Consider the following 16115-nt stretch of genomic DNA (forward strand, 5'->3'; position numbering starts at 1 on the left):
TGGGGAGGGGAGGAACACCGCACGCCGAACTCCGGTCACGGCAGCCCCGGAAGCTAGGAGATCCGGCCGGATGATCAGCGCAATCGGAGGTTATAGCCCGTCAGGTCCGCTGTTGAGGTTCCTTCGGTGTCGCATATGCGCCACCGGTGAACGACGCGGCTGCCGGAACGGGGATCCGTCATCACCCCCTCAGCCCGGTGCCTCGATCCAGCCGCGGCTCGCCGCGTGCCAGCCCAGTTGCATGCGGGTCGCGACCCCGGCCCGGTCCATGAGGCTGCGGGCCCGGCGCACGACCGTGCGCCGGGCGATCCCCAGGTGGCGGGCGACCGCGTCGTCGGTGAGCCCGCTGAGCAGAAGAGCCAGCAGACGCGTCTCCTCGGGGTTCAGTTCGCCCTCCTGGGCCCCGACTGCGGCACCGGCGGGGTCCAGGGGCACGCTCTCGGCCCAGACTCGTTCGAACAGCTCGATCAGCCCGTCCAGCAGGGGGCCGTTGGCGATGACGACGGAGGCACCGGGCCGCAGTGCCACGTCGGCGGGGGCGGAGAGGACGGCACGCTCACGGTCGACGATCATCATCTTCATCGGAAGCCGGGCAGTGACCCGCGCCTTCTCGCCGGCTTCCAGACACTGATCGATACGGACCATCGCCCCCGGGTACTCGACAGCCCGCTGTCCGTACACGGTCCGGTAGACGACCCCCTCGGCGAGCTGACGCAGCTGGGTGCCGTTGTCCACGGACAGGTACGGCGGCACGTCGAAGTGCAGCACCTCGTGCCGTGCCTGGAGCAGCAGGCTGTCGCGCGGTGACATGACGCGCCCAGGCTGCTGCGGGACCGCGACGGAGGTCACCGCGGTCACCGGCGGGCGGGTGCCGTCCTGTCTCATCGCCCGCCCCTGCCGGACGATTTCGGCCAGAGCCCGGTCAAATCCTTCGAGTGCCGGCCCCATCCGGGCCGCGAGCCGAGGTAGCCCGCCGGACCTCTCGGACACCGGTTCGCTGTGGAGGCGTGCTTCCTCTTCCAACTGCCTTGCCGCCTCCACGTTCGCACCCTCTCCCGCGTTCGGCCGCACGCGGCCCGGCCCCGGTTCCTTGCCGGAGACTATTCCGAATCCTGGGAACATATCCGGCTCCTTGCAATGGGTTACCGACGGGATCGGACGTGATCGATTACACGTTTGGGCAGGCCGTGGCGGTGGCGGCCGGGCTCCGTCCCTTCAACTGGTCGACGTGTCCCCTCACCTGCGCGTGGGAAACCATGCGGTCGCCCGCCCGCCGTCGCCCCCTGGAACGCTCGTGACCCTTCGTCGCGGCACTACGCGCCCCGGCCGGGCCTTCGCCGCCCCTCCCGCGGCACCACACGTGCTGTGTACATAAATCTGACGCACCGATAGATTCCTGGTTGTTCCGGCACCGCACGTCCGAAGGAACCCTCCTCCCACCCCACAGGAGAAGCCCCGTGCGCAGATCCCCTCGTCTGCTGACAGCCGCCACCGCCCTCGCGACCTCCGCCGCCCTCCTCCTTGTGGCATCACCGGCGGGAGCGGCAGCCGCCTGGACGCAGGCCGACAGCGAGAAGTTCAACACCATCTACGCACTCCAGCGCTCCCAGGGCGCCGCCACCGACGGAACCGACTGGTTCTTCTCCTGGAAGTCCGGCCTGTCCAGGGTGAGCATGGACTACTCGAAGACGTACGACACCGACAACAGCGCGATCCCCGACGCCATCGCCGACCAGGGCGGTGACCACATCGGCGACATCGCCCAGTACGCCGGAAAGCTCTACGCGCCCATTGAGGACAAGAACTACGCGCACCCCTGGGTGTGCGAGTACAGCGCGGCCACCCTCGACCACACGGGCGTCTGCCACGCGCTGCCCGTCAACGCCTCGGGCCAGACGCACGCCTCCTGGATAGCCGTCGACCCCGCCAAGGGCCTTGCCTACACCACCGACTTCGACGGCGTGAACACCCTGCGAGTGCTGCGCCTCTCCGACTTCAGCCTGGTGCGGACCGTGCCACTCAGCGCCACTCTCGATGATGTCCAGGGCGGCGACCTGCACGAGGGGCAGCTCTACCTCACCTCGAACGACGGCGACAAGTCCGTCAACCGCGTCGATCCGGTCAGCGGCCAGGTCACTCGCGAGTTCGAGCAGGATCTGGATCTCGTCTCCGAGGCCGAGGGAGTCGTCGTACTGCCACGCCCGGACGGCTCGTTCCTGCACACGCTCGACGTCTCGTGGAACCTCTGGGTCAACTTCCGCAGCTACAAGCGCGGCTGAGCCGCGGGCCCGGCCGCCCGGTTCTCCACGCGCCCCCGCGAGAGCCGCCGTCGGTGGGTATCTCCGGCGGCGGCTCAAGGGGCGGCTCTGTGCGGGTGGGTCAGTGGAAGGTCAGCGAGGCGGAGCCGGGTTCGGCGGAGAACGAGCCGGGGCAGAGGAAGCTGCCGGAGCTCTTCGACGCGGTGAACGCCTGGTTCTGGTAGGCGCGGGTGGAGCCGTCACGGGTCCACGCGACGTTCGTCGCCTTGTAGCTGCAGGTGACGATGGACTGCTTCACCGTGATGTCGATGAGGTCGGACGTCGCGGTGCCCGCCGCGTCGTCGAAGGTGACGGCCGGGTCGTTGTTGAGGGTGGCGCTCGTGCCGCCGGTGCAGCTCAGGCTGCTGTTGATGGTGGCGTGATCGATGGTCAGACCGGCGGGCGGGTCCGCGCTGGCGGTCGCGTCGGTCCAGGTACAGGTGCTGCCCGCGGCCGCGATGCTGCCGTCGACCCGCTGCGAGGCCGCGGGGCCCGCGCTGGCCGCGGCGGACGCGCCCGCGGTGACCGCGAAGGCCACGGCGGTGACGCACAAGAGTTTCGGTGTGAGCCTCATGTCACTCCTTCTTGCCACGCACTTGTGGGGGTGTGGGGTGCAGGCCCGTCCGCGTCCGTGGTGAGGGGGGCGACACGGCTCCGGGCACGCCATGGAAGGTCCCACAGAAACCCACAACTTGCCATGCACGCGTCAAAGCTGACTGGATGATGCCCCTGTCGGCGGGGCGGCGGGGGACTTCACGGTCGAAGAGTGCCCCAACTTCCTCTCTGCCAGGCCACTTGAACGAAACTTCGTCACATACGCGGTTCAGGACTGAGCGCCCGCCTGCCACTTGTCGAACTCCCACGCGGGATGGCTGTCACCGAGGTACGGCAGGCGCTCGTCCCAGTCGGCGGGGGTCAGCGCCGCCGCCGGCCGGACGGTGATGTCGCCCGCGTCATCGATGTCGAAGCCCCAGGAGAAGCCGGCCAGCGGCAGCACGCAGCGCTGCTCACGGTCCAGGGGCGTGTGCGCCAGAAAACTGTGCGCGAGCCAGGCCAGGGGCCGGCGTTCGGCCCGTGACGGGGCGTCGAACAGGGTCGGCTTGTGGCCGAAGAAGGCATACGGGGAAGGCGCGTCCTCGAAGAGGATGAACGGGTCCATGTCGAAACCGGTGCCGCCGGTGGTGTTGTCCGTGGACCGGACGAACTGAACCCAGCCGAACATGGCCCGGTATCCCCTGCCGGGATAGGACACGGTGGAGGTGCAGCACGGAAACCCCTGTGAGGCAGGGTGCTTACCGATCGTCAGCGGATCATCGACCTGCTCAAGGCTCACGGTCACGCTGCCGGTTTCACCGTCGTGGGTGAAGGGAAGGATCATTCCCACACTCTGGCGAGGGCCCGCCGTCGGCTACAAGGGCGAATCAGGTCGCGCCCGGCGGTCGACGTCGGCCACGGCGGCGTAGCGGATGCCGGACCCCGGCGCCGAGACTTTCTAGTCTGGCCGACATGCCAACAGACAACAACGCGTTCACCGTCAGCGACGGCGTCGAGGTGCCCGCTCCCCTCCCCGGCACGCTGTGGACCGTCGGCGCGGTCATCCTCAACGAGGACGGCGCGGCATTCGCGCAGAAGCGAAGCCCCGACCGCCGCCTCTTTCCCGACGCGTGGGACATCGTGGGCGGCCATGTCGAGGCCGGTGAACCGCTTCTGGGCGCGCTGGCCCGGTAGGTCGAGGAGGAGACCGGCTGGCGGCTGCGCCATGTGCGGCGGTCTCTCGGCACCAGCACGTGGACGGGCGACGACGGAGCGGGCCCGCGTCACGAGGCGGACTATCTCGTCGAGGTCGAAGGCGACTTGAGCAGCCCCGCCCTGGAATGGTCCAAGCACTCCGCCTACGACTGGTTCACCCTGGGCGGCCTCGACCGCCTCAAGGAGAACCGCGCGCCCGGAGAGTTCCTGATCCACGACCTGATCGCACGGGCGCTTCGGGACCACCGGGCGGGAAGGTGACGCCCCCTCACCGCCCGTGCTCGGGCTTCCCGCCGCAAGGGCACGCGGGTCCTTGATAGCGTCGCCCCAGCGACTGCGGAACTCTCCCCGCCGGGGTCGCCGCTCTGCCGGGTCGGCGCTGCCACCACGGGACGGCGGGTGCGGGTGGCAGGGGACATTCATGGCAGGGACGAAGAGAGCCAACGCATGAGCCTCGCGCAGTTGCACTACACCTCCGCAACGGCCGGGGACGGACCGGAAAGCGGCGAGGACGCGGAGATACCCGCCCGTTTCAGCGCGGTTGACGCGGCGATACCCGCGTCCGCGCTGACCGAGGCCGGTCCGATCCTGGCGTACGAGCCGCCCGCCGGCACCCCTCGGCAGGTCACGGACAACGCGCTGCGCGCCCTCCCCGAATCACTGAGCTTCAGCGTGCTGTCCGACGGCAGCCATCTGCTGGCCCGCACCGTGCCGGTCCGCACCGCCCAGCTGTCCTCGCTGCGGTTCCACGCCCACGCGGTCCACCTCCCCGCCGGCACCCGGCTGCCGGGCGGAATGCTCCCGATCGCCGCCTGCCGGTCGGCCCGCTGGGCCGCCGCGACACCGGACCGGGTGCCGGCGGTCGATCCCGTCACCACGCTCTCCGTCACCACGGGCCGCACGAGTGAACGCGAGGGGCTCAACGACTTCGCGGTCTCCCGCGGCCCCTGGCTCGCGGGCGTCCTGGCCGATCTGCGCCGGCTGAGCGAGACGGCCGAGCCGCTGAAGGTCGTGCTCGTCGAGCGGCAGAGCGCGGATGTGGCCCGGTGGCTCGCGCTGGCCGCGGCCGTACTGCCCCAGGAGAGCGCGGAGCGGCTGACCTTCACCACGTACGCCCGCCACCCGCACCGGGCCCCGCAGGCCGTCGTCGGTGCGCTGCCGCAGGACACGCACGAGCTGTCCGGTCCCGGGCTCCGGGTGCACACCTGCACCGGTCCGCGCCCGGAGGGGACCGTGGACGACGCCTGGGCGGAGACCGCGGCCCGGATCTGGCGGAGCCGTACGCCGGAGCTGTTCCGGGAGGCGGCCGAGCTGCCCGGGGAGCCGTTCGCCGCCGGGCCGGTGGCCGTGACCGCCCTGTGCGCGGGCATCGCGCTGGGGCCGAACGAGCGGGCCGCCGCCGCCGGCTGGGCCGCGGAGCGGCCCTACGCACTGGACGCGAAGCGGACCCGGCAACTGGTCGACGCGCTGACCGCGGCGGGCGTCGACGACCGCACCGGAGCCGAATTCGACGCCGCGGGGCGGCTGTTCGCCGCACTGGACGGCCGCTCCCCCGCGGCGACCACCGCCCCGCTGGCCGCGATGCTGGTGACAGAGGCGGTACGCGGCGGGAACGGCTCCGTGGAGCTGCCCGGCCGCACGGCCTTCAGCGGTCCGGAGGGCGCGGCCGTCGCCGCGGTGCTGGGCCCGGAGATCCTGACCGAGCTGAGCGGCGCGGGGGTCGGGCTGGACGTGGCCCGGACCGTGCAGTTGCTGCGGGTGGCTCGGCTGCTCGGCATGGACTACGCGGAGCTGCTGCCCGGCGTCGTACGGCGGCTGGCACCCGCCCTCCTCGCGGACCCGCAGGACGCACCGGGCTGGGCACCCGCGCTGCTGGAGCTGATGGACGAGCAGTTCGACGTCCGTACGGCACTGCTCGGCGCACTGGACCGGATCGCGCCGGAGGACCCCGCCGGGGCGGAACGGCTGCTCGGCCGGGTGGCGCTGCCGTTCACCGGTACGCAGCTGCTGCCGCACCTGCGGATGTGCGCGGAGGCGCCCGAGGCCAAGGCGGGCTGCGGCGCCGACCGGATGGGCGCGGTCCAGCGGGTGCTGCGGGCCGCCGGGATGTCGCCGTTCGCGGAGCCGCTGGTGCTGCGGACCGCGGTGGGCCTGGTGTGGGAGGAGAGCGCTCCCACGGTGGGCGAGGCCCGGCTGCTCCTGGAGGCCGCGACATCGGACGCGCACCGGACGGCCGGCACCTGGTCGCACCTGGTCGCCGCGGCGCTGAACGCCCCCGCCGACGACGAGGAGGCGCCCGAGCTCGCCCACGACCTGCTGCGCGGCTTCCCGCAGGAGATCGGGGGCCGGGCGCGCGCAGCCCTGCTCCTTCTGGAGTTCGCCCGCGAGCTGCGGTCCGGGTCCGCGGAGCCGGACTGGGCGGAGCGGGTCCGCGCCCTGCGGCCGGGCGCGGAGCCGGTGGAGCCGGGGGTGCTCGGCCACGCGTTCGGCGCCCTGGCAGCCCGGCTGCTCGCCCCGGACGGGCCGGAGGCCGAGCTGTACGCCCTCGCGCACAGCGGCGACGCGGATCTCATCGCCGCGTACGACCGGGCCGCGCACGGCCCCGACGTGGGGGCCAGGCTGGCGGCCGACCCCGGCTACGCGGCCGGCTGCTTCGCCGTGTGGACGGCCCACCCGCACGCGGGGGCGGAATGGAGCCGGACCACCGCCGCCCTGCTGGAGGAGGTGCTGCGCCCCGCGGTGCGCGCGCTGCCCGCCGAGGGGGTGGCGGCCGTCGAGGAGGCCGTCGGGCGCTCCGGCAGCAGCGGCCGGGCGGAGGCCTTCCGGGACTGGAACCGCCGGAGCCAGGGCACCCTGGGCCGGCTGGGCAGGCGGCTCGCGGGCCGCGTCCGGCGCGGCTGAACCGGCACCCCCCGCCCCGTTCCGCGCCCGCGTGTGTCGCGGGTCGTGCGCGCCGCCGGGTACCTTGGTGCTTACCGATCTCGTGGGCCTCCTGGCGGGCTGCGTGAACCCCCAGGAGGAACAAGATGACGACGAACCGCGGGCGCAAGGACGTGATCCGGGACCGGATGGCCGCGACCGGTGAGTCGTACAACGTGGCCGCCCGCAATCTCAAGGCGATGAAGGACATGGGCGCCACGCGTGAGGCCGTCCTCGTCCAGCGCTGGCGCCCCGCCGAGTCCCTCGACCTGCCGTGCCCGTGCGGCGGTACGTGCGAGCCGGGCGAGACGTGCGAGCGGTGCCACGCCCGGCACCGGCACGTGGCGCGGTACCCGGGAAGCGCCACGGAGGTGGAGACCTGGGTCGACCGGTACGAGTGCACCGGCTGCCCGGCCTCGTACACACTGCTCGTCGAGCTGCCGGGGCGGCCCTGGGGCGTGGCGGAGACGGTGATCCAGGGCGGTTCGGCCGAGGAGGTCGTGCGGGCCCGGGTCTTCCCCGGTGTGGTGCACCCGCTGCTGAAGCCCGAGACGCCGGAGGAGGACTGACGCGGGCGCGTCAGTCCTCCTCGTGGCGGGGCCCCGGCGTCAGGCGTCGGGGGTCAGCCGCAGTGAGATCGAGTTGATGCAGTACCGCTGGTCCGTCGGGGTCGGGTAGCCCTCGCCCTCGAAGACGTGGCCCAGGTGCGAGCCGCAGCGGGCGCAGCGGACCTCGGTGCGGACCATGCCGTGGGCGCGGTCCTGGACGAGTTCGACCGCGTCGGTGTCCTTCGGGTCGTAGAAGGACGGCCAGCCGCAGTGCGACTCGAATTTGGTGTCGGAGCGGAACAGCTCCGCGTCACAGGCGCGGCAGGAGTAGACACCCGTCGTCCTGGTGTCGGTGTACTCGCCGACGAAGGCGGGCTCGGTGCCGGCCTGGCGCAGCACCGCGTACTCGGCGGGGGACAGCTCCGCCCGCCACTCCTCGTCCGGCTTGTCGATGTCGTACGGCACGGTGGCTCCCTCAGCTCGACAGGTGGTCCAGGATCTGCGGGCCGAGGTCCGTGACATCGCCCGCCCCCATGGTGAGAACGAGATCGCCGGGCTTCGCCATTCCCGCGACGGCCCCGGGGACCGCCGCCTTGTCGTGGACGGCGGTGACATCGGCGCCCGCGGCCCGTGCGGCGTCGATGATCAGGGTGCTGGTGACGCCGGGGATCGGGTCCTCGCGGGCCGGGTAGATGTCCAGCACCACGGAGGCGTCGGCCAGCGCGAGGGCCTGGCCCATCTCGGTGCCGAGCTCCTGGGTGCGGGAGAAGAGGTGGGGCTGGAAGACGACCAGGAGGCGGGCGTCGGAGGCGGCGCCGCGCATCGCTTCGAGGTCGGCGGTCATCTCGGTGGGGTGGTGCGCGTAGCTGTCGATGACCTGGACGCCGGCCGCCTCGCCCTTGAGCTGGAGGCGGCGCTTGACCCCGGTGTACTTGCCGAGGGCCGAGGCCAGGTTGTGCGCCGGGATGCCGAGGGCGACGCCGGCGGCGAGGGCGGCCACCGCGTTGAGCGCGTAGTGGCGGCCGGGGACGGAGACGGTGAAGGTGAGGTACTTCCCGTTGAGGACGACCGTGACCTCGCTGGTCAGGCCGCGCTGGGTGATCTTGTGGACACGTACGTCGGCGTCCGCGGCCTCGCCGTAGGTGACGACCTTGAGCGCGGACTGGTCGCGCACCCGGCGGGTCAGCTCGACGGCGCCGGACTGGTCGGCGGAGACGACCAGGGTGCCGTCGGGGACGACCTTGCCGACGAAGGTCTCGAAGGAGTCGTAGATCTCGTCCATCGAGGCGTAGTTCGCGTGGTGGTCCAGCTCGACGTTGAGGACGATCGCGACCTCGGGGTCGTACTTCTGGAAGCTGCGGTCGCTCTCGTCGGCCTCGGCGACGAAGATCGCGCCCTCGCCGTGTGTGGCGTTGGTGCCGGGTCCCGCCAGGTCGCCGCCGATCGCGTACGAGGGGTCGAGGCCCAGTTCGGTCAGGGCGACGGCCAGCATCGACGTGGTGGTCGTCTTGCCGTGGGTGCCCGCGACGGCGATGGCCCGCAGCCCCTCCATCAGCGAGGCGAGCGCGTCGGAGCGGTGCACGACGGGGATCGAGAGATCACCGGCGCGCACCAGCTCCGGGTTGTCGGCGCGGATGGCACTGGAGACGACCACACAGGTGGCGTCGTCCGCCAGATGCCCGGCGGCGTGCCCGATGTGGACGGTCGCCCCCAGCGTGCGCAGGGCCTCCGCGGTGGCGGACTCCTTGGAGTCGCTGCCCGCGACCTTCGCGCCGCGCCTGGTGAGGATCTTCGCGATGCCCGACATTCCGGCGCCGCCGATGCCGATGAAGTGCGGCCGTTCCATGGCGGCAGGAATACCGGGTGCCATGCGTGTGTCTCCCAGGGTCGGTACGGGTGGGGCCTCCCAGCCTATTCGCTGTGCGCGAAGAGCTTGAGCACCGGTACGCCGACCTTGTGCCGGGCCCGGGACGCCCAGTCGCGGTGGAAGAACTCCTCGACGTAGTGCGGCGCGGTCAGCACGATGACCTCGTCCGCTTCCGAGTCCTGGACCACGGAGGTGAGCTTGTCCAGGGGGTGGGTCTCGATCACCTGCCCGACGGCCTCGGAGCCCGACTGCCGCAGGGCCTCCAGGGACACTTCGAGGGCGAGTTCGGCGGAGGCCCTGGCGTTCTTGCCCTCCGGTTCCTCGCTCTCACGGGCCGCTTCCTTCAGTTCGCCCATCGCCAGGTCGTCGATGGCCCGCAACAGCACATCCGCCTGGTCGCCACGTGGCTGCATCAGCACGACGAAGGAGATCTGCTCCTCCCCGTGCAGGGTGGTGACGAACTCGACGTCCTCGGAAGTGAGGGCCTTCTCGATCATCAAAACGCTGGTGAACACCACAGGCGCCCTTCTGCTTCAGTGACCGTCGCCGGCCACTGCTGAAACCATCCTTCCCCGTGCTCGCACGGGGTCCGCGTTCCATTCTGCCCACCGAACGCTAACCGGAACGACATATTCCGCTGATTGTCAGATTCGACGGTATCGAGAGAAGAGAAACCCGGCCTCCTCCAGCACCGCCGCAAGGGCGAATCGTTCCGGCACCGCCACCGACGGACCGCCCGCGATCCGCTGGGCGTCCCCGGCCGTCAGCATCGGCGCCAGCGTCAGACACATCTCGTCCAGCACGCCCGCCGCGACGAACTGACCGAGCAGCCGGGGCCCGCCCTCCGTCAGCAGCCGCTTGAGCCCCCGGTCGGCCAGCTCCCGTACGGCTCTGGCGGGGTCCACCCGGGACCCCTCCCCCGCGATCACCACCTCCGCACCCGCCGCGCGGGCCGCCGCGATCCGGTCCGGGGGCGCGCCCGCGCCGGTCAGCACCAGCGTCGGGACCAGCGGCGAGACGAAGAGCGGCAGCGAGAAGTCCAGGTCCAGACTGCCACTCACCACGGCGACCGCCGGGGCGGGCCCCTGGCCGGCCGCCGCCCGCCGGGCCGCGAAGGCCTCCCTGGCGCGGGCGGGCCGGTAACCCTCCAGCCGTACCGTCTGCGCGCCCGCGATCACCACGTCCGCGAGACCCCGCAGCGTGCCGAAGATCCGCATGTCGCTCGCGCAGGAGATCGGCTGCGAGCGGCCGTCGTGCTGGGCGGCCCCGTCGAGCGTCGACACCATGTTGGCGCGCAGCCAGGAGCCGTCCGTGTCGGGGTAGGCGTAGGCGTCGGCGAGAGCGTCGAGGCTCCACTCACCTCGGTCGTCGGCCGCTGTCAGGTCGGTCACAGGGAACAGGCGTCGCATGTTCCGCAGTCTGGCACGGCCTAAGCTGGGGAGTTGTGTCGTCCTTCACTGCCGTGCCGGGGCCCGGCCCCATAGCCGAAACGGCCCCGCTGTCCCTGTGCGCCCTCGAACCGCGCGTCCCCGCCGACCGGCTGGTCGCCGAGATGGTGCCGCCGCCGCGCTTCGACTCGGTGCGCTTCGATACGTACGTCCCCGACCCCAACCAGCCGAGCCAGACCGAGGCCGTCAAGGTCCTCGGTGACTTCGCCGCCGGGCTCGGCGGGGCGCACGCCAGCGGTGAGCGGAAGCGCAAGTGGTTCGGCAAGAAGGCCGAGCCGCCCCGCGCGCCGCGCGGTGTCTACCTCGACGGCGGCTACGGGGTCGGCAAGACCCATCTGCTCGCCTCGCTCTGGCACGCCACGCCCGCCGCGCCCTCCCTGAAGGCCTTCGGCACCTTCGTCGAGCTGACCAACCTGGTGGGCGCGCTCGGCTTCCAGCAGACCGTACGCACGCTGAGCGGGCACCGGCTGCTGTGCATCGACGAGTTCGAGCTCGACGACCCGGGCGACACGGTGCTGGTCTCCTCGCTGCTGAGCCGGCTGGTCGAGGCGGGGGTGGCGCTCGCCGCGACCTCCAACACGCTGCCGGGCAAGCTCGGCGAGGGCCGGTTCGCCTCGGCCGACTTCCTGCGGGAGATCCAGGGGCTGTCCGCGCACTTCCGCCCGCTGCGCATCGACGGCGAGGACTACCGGCACCGCGGTCTGCCCGACGCCCCGCCGCCGTTCTCCGAGGAGCAGGTCACCCGGGCCGCGTACGCGACCGAGGGCGCCAGTCTCGACGACTTCCCCGCGCTGCTCGACCATCTGGCGCGGGTCCATCCGAGCCGGTACGGGGCGCTGACGGACGGTCTGCGGGCCGTGTGCCTCACCGAGGTACAGCCGGTGCCGGACCAGTCGACCGCGCTGCGGCTCGTGGTGCTCGCGGACCGGCTGTACGACCGGGAGGTCCCGGTCCTCGCCTCCGGGCTGCCGTTCGACCGGCTGTTCAGCGAGGAGATGCTGAACGGCGGGTACCGGAAGAAGTACTTCCGGGCAATCTCGCGGCTGACGGCACTGGCGCGTGACGCAAAGGAACTGGTGGGGCAGTAGGTTCGGGGGCGTGACACCGGCCGGGCACGACGGAGTGCCCCGCCACTCCCGTACAACCGCGCATTCCGTTTGAAGGGATCCAGCATGGCTACCACGCGTCAGGCGCACACGGTCTGGGAAGGCAACCTGATCGAGGGCAAGGGCGTCGTCACCCTCGATTCCTCGGGGATCGGGGAGTACCCGGTCTCCTGGCCCTCCCGCGCGGAGAAGGCGAACGGCAAGACCAGCCCGGAGGAGCTCATCGCCGCGGCCCACTCGAGCTGCTTCTCGATGGCGCTCTCCAACGGTCTGGCCACGGCCGGCACCCCGCCCACCCGGCTGAACACCCAGGCCGAGGTCACCTTCCAGCCGGGTACCGGTATCACCGGTATCCACCTCACCGTCGAGGGCGAGGTGCCCGGTCTCGACGAGGCGGGCTTCGTCAAGGCGGCCGAGGACGCGAAGGCGAACTGCCCGGTCAGCCAGGCTCTGACGGGCACGACGATCACGCTCACCGCGTCGCTCGCCTGAGCCGCCCGCCGGGCCGCGCACGGCCCGGGGCACGTATGAGACACAGATGAGGCCGGTGGCCCGCATGGTTTCCGCGCGGTATTGCGCGTGGTACACACGTGCGGGTCACTGCTCCTGTCCCCCACAGGAAGTTGCCTCATGTCATCCGCAGCAGCACCACAGCCCGCGACACGACGTCAGGTCCTGGCAGGCACCGGCGCCGCCGTCGCCTCGGTCGCCTTCGCCGGGGTGTTCACCGAACTCTTCGCGGGTACCGCCGCCGCCCACGGGCACGGCGGCTACGGCCCGCTGGTGCCCGATCCCGACGGACTGCTCGATCTGCCGGAGGGTTTCCGCTACCGGGTGCTGTCCCGCGAGGGAGACCCGCTCCGCTCCGGCGAGGGCCCGGTCCCCAGCCACTGCGACGGCATGGCCGCGTTCGCGGGCCGCCGCGGACACGTCCGGCTGGTGCGCAACCACGAGAACCGCGTCGACGCGGCGCTCGCCGTCCCGACCGTCGAGGGCCTCACCTACGACCCGATGGGCAAGGGCGGCTGCACGGCCCTGGAGCTCGACGGCGAGAACCGCGTACGCGGCGAACGCGTCGCCATCGCCGGTACCGCGGTCAACTGCGCGGGCGGGCGAACCCCTTGGGACACCTGGCTGACCTGCGAGGAGACCGAGGACAGGGCCGGCACCAACGGCTACACCAAGGACCACGGCTACATCTTCGAGGTGGACGGCGCCGACCCGCGCCGCACCGGAGCCGTGCCGCTGACCGCGATGGGCCGCTTCCAGCACGAGGCCATCGCGATCGACCCGCACAACGGCATCGTGTACGAGACCGAGGACGCGTTCGACAAGCCCTTCGGGCTCTTCTACCGCTTCCTGCCGGAGAAGCCGCTCGGCGGCACCGGCTCGCTCCGGGCCGGCGGACAGCTGGAGGCCATGCGGGTGCCGGGCGTCCCCGACCTCTCCGCGGTCCAGGAGACCGGGACGGGCTTCGAGGGCATCGAGTGGGTCCCCGTACCGGATCCGCAGGCCGCCGGGACCCCCGTCCGGTTCCAGGACTTCGGGCCGCGGGGGATCACCCACGGCCAGAAGCTGGAGGGCTGTTACTGGGGCGGGTCGTGCGTCTACTTCGTCTCCAGCTTCGCGCACAGCTCCGAGGGATCGGCGGCCGACCACTTCGGCCAGGTCTGGCGGTACGAGCCGCGGCGGCGCCGGCTGACGCTGGTCATCGTCTTCGGACCCGGCACGGACATCCAGCTGCCCGGCGAGTCCCCGGACAACATCTGTCTGGCCTCCGACGGCGGTCTGATGGTGTGCGAGGACGGCGGCGGCGCCCAGCACGTGTTCGGCCTGACCAGGCGGGGTGAGGTGTACGCGATGGCACGCGGCCGGCAGAACATCGGAACGCCCGAGAAGCCGGAGTGGGGCGAGTTCGCCGGGGTCACGTTCGCCCCGGACCGGCGGACGATGTTCATGAACTGCTACACGCCCGGGACGACGTTCGCGGTGACGGGGCCGTGGCACTGAGCCGCTGAGGCCGCCGCCCCGGACGGCGGGTGGCCGCATCCACCCGCCGTCCGGGGGCCGCCGCACGGCGCAGGAGCGCCGCAGGGCAATCAGTGACGGTTGATCAGCTATTTTCCGATAATGACAACTTACGTACGGAAAATGACGACCCTGACCGTTCTGGGCGTGGTGCTCGGAGGCGCACTCGCCGCCTGCGGAAGCTCCGGGGCCTCCGGTGGCACGGGTGGCGCCGGAGGCCCCGCGGGCTCCTCCGGCGACAGACCCGCGGCCGCCTCCGCGACTCCCTCCGGAGCCGCGTCGAGCGCGTCCCCCGCCGCGAGCAGGCCGCCCCACATGGCCCCGGGCCCCGTCGGCCCGGCCCGCGTCCTCACTCGCGGGCCGAAGGGCGCCGACAAGGTCGTCGCGCTCACCTTCGACGCCGACATGACGGCCGACGAGGGGCCGCGCGCGGCCGGGGGCGAGCGCTTCGACAACCCGCAGCTGATCGCCCTGCTGCGCCGGCTGAAGGTGCCCGCGACGGTCTTCATGACCGGCCGCTGGGCCGAGGAGTACCCCTCGCAGGCCCGCTCCATCGGCACGGACCCGCTCTTCGAGATCGCCAACCACTCGTACAGCCACTACGCCTTCACGTCGCCCTGCTACGGGCTGCCGACCCTGGGGAAGGAAGCGATCCGCGGCGAGGTGGAGCGGGCCTTCGGCGCGATCCGGAAGACCGGCGCCCGCAACGTGGTGCCGTACTTCCGCTTCCCCGGCGGCTGCTACGACGACGCCTCGCTGCGCGCGCTCGCGGCGGAGAAGGTGACGGCGGTGCAGTGGGACGTCGTCAGCGGCGACGCCTTCGCGACGGACGCGGACGCGGTGGCGGAGCAGACGCTCGACGGGGTGAAGCCCGGTTCGCTGGTCGTCATGCACTGCACCCGCAGCGCGGCGCCCGTCACCGATCAGGCGGTCGGCCAGGTGGTGCCGGAGCTGCGGAAGCGCGGCTACCGCTTCGTGAAGGTGTCCGACCTGGTGCGCGGCTGAGCACCGCTCGGGCCCGACGCGTCAGCCCGAGCAGGCCGAGCGCTGGGCCTCCTGCCATTCACAGACCGGGCAGAGCGTGCTCCCCTTGACCGATTCCGGGTACTCGGTCGGCTTCCGGCACAGCACGCACTCCGCGAACGGGGGCCCGGAGTCCGACTGGTCCACGCTCTCGTTCACACCTTCACGCACTCCCTGGTCCATGGGTACGAGCCTACTCAGCCGCGTACGGACGTGAGCTTGCAGGCGAGCGCGACGGTGCAGCACCGGCCGGGTGCAGCACCGGCCGGTGGCCCCCTCGATCCGGACGAGGGCTCGCGCGGACAGGCCGAGGTCGACCCCGCGCGGCACCCATGGTCCGGCGAGGCCGTACCGCCGGCCCACTCCCCGCAGCCGCAGGACGTCCGTACTCAGTTGGCGGACGCCTTCTCGGGCTTGACCTCGCTGGGACGTACGATCACGAACCCCTCGCCGTCCAGCCGCAGTTGGACGGCCTCGCCCGAACCGCCGCGCAGCATCGAGCCGACGCTCTGCGAGCGGTGCAGCGACGTGGTGAGGTGGGCGCTCCAGCCGACGACCGCGTCCGTGTCGACGCACACCGGCTGCTGCGGCGTGACGGGGATCACGATGGGGTTCCCCTCGCACATCAGGCCGAGCTTCCCGTACCCGGTGAAGACGCTGTTGAAGAGGCCGCCGCCGGTCATCCCGGCGCCCTTCACGGTCTTGATCTCGTAGGCGAGCGTGGAGTCGAAGCACAGGACGTTGCGGCCGTTGATGGTGAGGACGTCGCCCTGCTCCATCTCCACGATGAAGCAGTTGGCCGCCTCGTGCGCGAACCACGCCTCGCCCTGCCCGCGCACCGCCATCAGCGGCAGGCCCTCGCCGGTGACGGCACGCTTGAGCAGTCCGCCGAGCCCCTGGCCCTTGCGCTCGAACTGGAGATCGCCCCGGAAGGCGATCATCGATCCCTGGCGTGCGTGCATCTCGCCGCTGACCGCGTACTTGATCGATTTGGTGTTCTGCAGGGTCATTCCGGGGGCGGTTGCCTGCTCCGCCATGTGCTCGCTGGAGAATAGATCGCTCTTCATGCGGTGCATCCTCACCCGGAGGGATTCATTCCGCCAAGAGCCGGTTTCCGGGCGGCTGGCAGA

The 16115-nt window shown here is 71.8% G+C and carries 18 protein-coding genes; 9 read left to right on the forward strand and 9 right to left on the reverse strand.

Going from position 1 to position 16115, the window contains the following annotated elements; translation table 11 throughout:
• Nucleotides 1–189 precede the first annotated feature (189 nt).
• A complete protein-coding gene (locus ACIQM0_RS17130; RefSeq protein WP_401287065.1) occupies nucleotides 190–885 on the reverse strand; it encodes a hypothetical protein in 696 nt (231 codons plus the stop codon).
• Between the two features lie 572 nt (nucleotides 886–1457).
• Between ACIQM0_RS17130 and ACIQM0_RS17135 the strand changes: the two genes are divergently transcribed.
• The gene (locus tag ACIQM0_RS17135) at nucleotides 1458–2279 is read left to right on the forward strand and encodes a hypothetical protein (RefSeq protein WP_401287068.1); all 822 of its coding nucleotides are present in this window, start codon (nucleotides 1458–1460) and stop codon (nucleotides 2277–2279) included.
• A 100-nt stretch (nucleotides 2280–2379) separates the two neighbouring features.
• Here the strand turns inward: ACIQM0_RS17135 and ACIQM0_RS17140 are convergent, their stop codons facing one another.
• On the reverse strand, nucleotides 2380–2871 hold the full coding sequence (locus ACIQM0_RS17140; RefSeq protein ID WP_401287071.1) for a hypothetical protein: 492 nt from the start codon (nucleotides 2869–2871) through the stop codon (nucleotides 2380–2382).
• A 249-nt stretch (nucleotides 2872–3120) separates the two neighbouring features.
• Complete coding sequence (locus ACIQM0_RS17145; protein WP_401287074.1) at nucleotides 3121–3519, reverse strand: hypothetical protein; 399 nt, start codon at nucleotides 3517–3519, stop codon at nucleotides 3121–3123.
• Between the two features lie 284 nt (nucleotides 3520–3803).
• Here ACIQM0_RS17145 and ACIQM0_RS17150 point away from each other — a divergent pair, with 284 nt between their 5' ends.
• The 4 genes from ACIQM0_RS17150 (at nucleotide 3804) to ACIQM0_RS17165 (ending at nucleotide 7534) form a co-directional block, all read left to right on the forward strand.
• On the forward strand, nucleotides 3804–4025 hold the full coding sequence (locus ACIQM0_RS17150) for an NUDIX domain-containing protein (RefSeq protein ID WP_401287076.1): 222 nt from the start codon (nucleotides 3804–3806) through the stop codon (nucleotides 4023–4025).
• A gap of 33 nt (nucleotides 4026–4058) precedes the next feature.
• A complete protein-coding gene (locus ACIQM0_RS17155; protein WP_401287078.1) occupies nucleotides 4059–4307 on the forward strand; it encodes a hypothetical protein in 249 nt (82 codons plus the stop codon).
• A 186-nt stretch (nucleotides 4308–4493) separates the two neighbouring features.
• On the forward strand, nucleotides 4494–6947 hold the full coding sequence (locus ACIQM0_RS17160) for a GTPase-associated protein 1-related protein (RefSeq protein ID WP_401287081.1): 2454 nt from the start codon (nucleotides 4494–4496) through the stop codon (nucleotides 6945–6947).
• Between the two features lie 125 nt (nucleotides 6948–7072).
• Complete coding sequence (locus ACIQM0_RS17165) at nucleotides 7073–7534, forward strand: hypothetical protein (RefSeq protein ID WP_385036695.1); 462 nt, start codon at nucleotides 7073–7075, stop codon at nucleotides 7532–7534.
• Nucleotides 7535–7573: 39 nt separating this feature from the next.
• Here the strand turns inward: ACIQM0_RS17165 and msrB are convergent, their stop codons facing one another.
• From msrB to ACIQM0_RS17185, 4 genes are all read right to left on the reverse strand, one after another.
• A complete protein-coding gene (gene msrB / locus ACIQM0_RS17170) occupies nucleotides 7574–7978 on the reverse strand; it encodes a peptide-methionine (R)-S-oxide reductase MsrB (RefSeq protein WP_362954854.1) in 405 nt (134 codons plus the stop codon).
• Between the two features lie 10 nt (nucleotides 7979–7988).
• On the reverse strand, nucleotides 7989–9383 hold the full coding sequence (gene murC / locus ACIQM0_RS17175) for a UDP-N-acetylmuramate--L-alanine ligase (RefSeq protein WP_401287085.1): 1395 nt from the start codon (nucleotides 9381–9383) through the stop codon (nucleotides 7989–7991).
• Between the two features lie 41 nt (nucleotides 9384–9424).
• Nucleotides 9425–9877 (reverse strand): indole-3-glycerol phosphate synthase, encoded by a 453-nt coding sequence (locus ACIQM0_RS17180; protein WP_363026355.1) that lies wholly within the window; start codon nucleotides 9875–9877, stop codon nucleotides 9425–9427.
• A 147-nt stretch (nucleotides 9878–10024) separates the two neighbouring features.
• Nucleotides 10025–10789 carry a pyrimidine reductase family protein gene (locus ACIQM0_RS17185; protein WP_362954859.1) on the reverse strand — a complete coding sequence of 255 codons (765 nt, stop codon included), beginning with the start codon at nucleotides 10787–10789 and terminating at the stop codon, nucleotides 10025–10027.
• A gap of 35 nt (nucleotides 10790–10824) precedes the next feature.
• Here ACIQM0_RS17185 and zapE point away from each other — a divergent pair, with 35 nt between their 5' ends.
• From zapE to ACIQM0_RS17205, 4 genes are all read left to right on the forward strand, one after another.
• Nucleotides 10825–11916 carry a cell division protein ZapE gene (gene zapE / locus ACIQM0_RS17190; protein ID WP_401287088.1) on the forward strand — a complete coding sequence of 364 codons (1092 nt, stop codon included), beginning with the start codon at nucleotides 10825–10827 and terminating at the stop codon, nucleotides 11914–11916.
• A gap of 84 nt (nucleotides 11917–12000) precedes the next feature.
• The gene (locus tag ACIQM0_RS17195) at nucleotides 12001–12426 is read left to right on the forward strand and encodes an OsmC family protein (protein ID WP_124285482.1); all 426 of its coding nucleotides are present in this window, start codon (nucleotides 12001–12003) and stop codon (nucleotides 12424–12426) included.
• Nucleotides 12427–12564: 138 nt separating this feature from the next.
• Nucleotides 12565–13944 (forward strand): alkaline phosphatase PhoX, encoded by a 1380-nt coding sequence (locus ACIQM0_RS17200; RefSeq protein ID WP_401287091.1) that lies wholly within the window; start codon nucleotides 12565–12567, stop codon nucleotides 13942–13944.
• Between the two features lie 141 nt (nucleotides 13945–14085).
• Nucleotides 14086–14967 (forward strand): polysaccharide deacetylase family protein, encoded by an 882-nt coding sequence (locus tag ACIQM0_RS17205; RefSeq protein ID WP_401287094.1) that lies wholly within the window; start codon nucleotides 14086–14088, stop codon nucleotides 14965–14967.
• 21 nt (nucleotides 14968–14988) lie between these two features.
• Here ACIQM0_RS17205 and ACIQM0_RS17210 read toward each other — a convergent pair whose 3' ends face one another.
• The gene (locus tag ACIQM0_RS17210) at nucleotides 14989–15168 is read right to left on the reverse strand and encodes a hypothetical protein (protein ID WP_401287096.1); all 180 of its coding nucleotides are present in this window, start codon (nucleotides 15166–15168) and stop codon (nucleotides 14989–14991) included.
• A gap of 206 nt (nucleotides 15169–15374) precedes the next feature.
• Nucleotides 15375–16052: an AIM24 family protein gene (locus tag ACIQM0_RS17215; protein WP_362954866.1), complete on the reverse strand. Its 678-nt coding sequence runs from the start codon at nucleotides 16050–16052 to the stop codon at nucleotides 15375–15377.
• Nucleotides 16053–16115 lie beyond the last annotated feature (63 nt).

Source organism: Streptomyces sp. NPDC091387 (genome assembly GCF_044756945.1).
GTDB lineage: Bacteria > Actinomycetota > Actinomycetes > Streptomycetales > Streptomycetaceae > Streptomyces.

Bases quoted from the DNA above. Each gene is read 5' to 3' on its own strand.
- ACIQM0_RS17130 (WP_401287065.1), bottom strand. From the start codon at position 885: ATGAGACAGGACGGCACCCGCCCGCCGGTGACCGCGGTGACCTCCGTC.
- ACIQM0_RS17140 (WP_401287071.1), bottom strand. From the start codon at position 2,871: ATGAGGCTCACACCGAAACTCTTGTGCGTCACCGCCGTGGCCTTCGCG.
- ACIQM0_RS17145 (WP_401287074.1), bottom strand. From the start codon at position 3,519: ATGTTCGGCTGGGTTCAGTTCGTCCGGTCCACGGACAACACCACCGGC.
- ACIQM0_RS17150 (WP_401287076.1), top strand. From the start codon at position 3,804: ATGCCAACAGACAACAACGCGTTCACCGTCAGCGACGGCGTCGAGGTG.
- ACIQM0_RS17160 (WP_401287081.1), top strand. From the start codon at position 4,494: ATGAGCCTCGCGCAGTTGCACTACACCTCCGCAACGGCCGGGGACGGA.
- ACIQM0_RS17165 (WP_385036695.1), top strand. From the start codon at position 7,073: ATGACGACGAACCGCGGGCGCAAGGACGTGATCCGGGACCGGATGGCC.
- murC (WP_401287085.1), bottom strand. From the start codon at position 9,383: ATGGCACCCGGTATTCCTGCCGCCATGGAACGGCCGCACTTCATCGGC.
- ACIQM0_RS17180 (WP_363026355.1), bottom strand. From the start codon at position 9,877: ATGATCGAGAAGGCCCTCACTTCCGAGGACGTCGAGTTCGTCACCACC.
- ACIQM0_RS17185 (WP_362954859.1), bottom strand. From the start codon at position 10,789: ATGCGACGCCTGTTCCCTGTGACCGACCTGACAGCGGCCGACGACCGA.
- ACIQM0_RS17195 (WP_124285482.1), top strand. From the start codon at position 12,001: ATGGCTACCACGCGTCAGGCGCACACGGTCTGGGAAGGCAACCTGATC.
- ACIQM0_RS17200 (WP_401287091.1), top strand. From the start codon at position 12,565: ATGTCATCCGCAGCAGCACCACAGCCCGCGACACGACGTCAGGTCCTG.
- ACIQM0_RS17205 (WP_401287094.1), top strand. From the start codon at position 14,086: ATGACGACCCTGACCGTTCTGGGCGTGGTGCTCGGAGGCGCACTCGCC.
- ACIQM0_RS17210 (WP_401287096.1), bottom strand. From the start codon at position 15,168: ATGGACCAGGGAGTGCGTGAAGGTGTGAACGAGAGCGTGGACCAGTCG.
- ACIQM0_RS17215 (WP_362954866.1), bottom strand. From the start codon at position 16,052: ATGAAGAGCGATCTATTCTCCAGCGAGCACATGGCGGAGCAGGCAACC.